This window comes from Acinetobacter sp. 228, assembly GCF_048147885.1.
On sequence record NZ_JAYWYV010000285.1, the window covers coordinates 1 to 1,344 of the forward strand.

2 protein-coding genes are annotated in these 1,344 nt (G+C 40.7%); both read left to right on the forward strand.

Annotated elements, in window-relative coordinates:
* Nucleotides 1-321 (forward strand): DUF808 family protein (locus VXQ92_RS18260; protein WP_416682758.1); only part of this gene is annotated, 321 nt, incomplete at its 5' end.
* Nucleotides 322-350: 29 nt separating this feature from the next.
* Nucleotides 351-1,250, forward strand: a complete 900-nt coding sequence (locus VXQ92_RS18265; protein WP_001267656.1) for a neutral zinc metallopeptidase — start codon at nt 351-353, stop codon at nt 1,248-1,250.
* The last annotated feature ends 94 nt before the right edge of the window (nt 1,251-1,344 follow it).

Consider the following 1,344-nt stretch of genomic DNA (forward strand, 5'->3'; position numbering starts at 1 on the left):
ACAAAACAGGCTGCTTCTTTTAAACAAACTATTGGTCGCGGGCTGCTTGCATTTGCGCCACTTTTAATGAAGTTATTGTCTATCGTCGGCACTATTGCGATGTTTTTGGTAGGTGGAGGGATTATTAATCATACGATTCCTTTACTCCATCATGTTACTGAAAATACAGTTGATCATGTGGAAACTATACCTGCTGTAGGCAACATCATTGGTGCTTTAACTCCAACGCTTATTAACTTTGCAATAGGAATTGTTGCTGGTGCAATAGTATTGCTTGTTGTTAGCTTGATACAAAAAATGTGGCCAAAAGCTTCTAGTTAATCAGGCCATCTACAAAGAAGAGGGAAATTATGCGTTGGAGAGATCGTCGAGTCAGTACCAATGTTGAAGACCGTCGAGGCGGAGGCGGTGTTAGGGCAGGTGGTATTAGTATTATTGGTTTGGTTGTGGCATTTGTTGCATGGAAATTTTTTGGCGTTGACCCCCAACAAGCATATCAGGCAACGCAGCAGGTTACTGCTTCGCAACAATCAAATGCAACAGCACCCGAAAGTTTAACAGCCGAGCAAAAGGAAGCTTCTGATTTTGTTGGAACAGTATTAGCCGATACAGAGGATACGTGGACACCTATTTTTAAACAGTTAGGTAAAACTTATACGCCACCAACATTAGTATTATTTAGTGGAATAGCTCAATCAGGATGTGGCACAGCTCAATCTGCTATGGGACCATTTTATTGTCCTGCAGACCAAAAGGTTTATATTGATACAGAATTCTTCAAAGATATGCGTGAGCAGATGGGAATATCTGGCGAACAAAATCAGACAGAATTATCGAGACAAGATCAGGCAGGGGACTTTGCCCAAGCTTATGTAGTTGCCCATGAAGTAGGACATCATGTCCAAACTTTGCTTGGTATCTCATCTCAAGTACAACAGGCTCGTGCGCAAGTCAGTCAAAGAGAAGGTAATCAGTTATCTGTACGTCAAGAATTACAAGCTGACTGTTTAGCGGGTATCTGGGCCAATCATAATCAACAGCGTACTCAGTTTTTAGAGCAGGGGGACGTCGAGGAGGCAATGGATGCCGCGCAAAAAATTGGAGATGACTACTTACAAAAACGAGCAACAGGACAAGTCGTTCCGGATAGCTTTACTCATGGTAGTAGTGAACAGCGAATGCACTGGTTCCAAGTCGGTTTAAAAACCGGTGATATTAACCAATGCGATACTTTTAATAATTCTATCTAAATTTATAAATAAGATGAGTTTACAAGGTGTTTAAGTAGGCTCATCTTTTTAATCATCCCTTCCACATAATTAATGTTAAGAAATTTAACTAATT

Bases quoted from the DNA above. Each gene is read 5' to 3' on its own strand.
- VXQ92_RS18265 (WP_001267656.1), top strand. From the start codon at position 351: ATGCGTTGGAGAGATCGTCGAGTCAGTACCAATGTTGAAGACCGTCGA.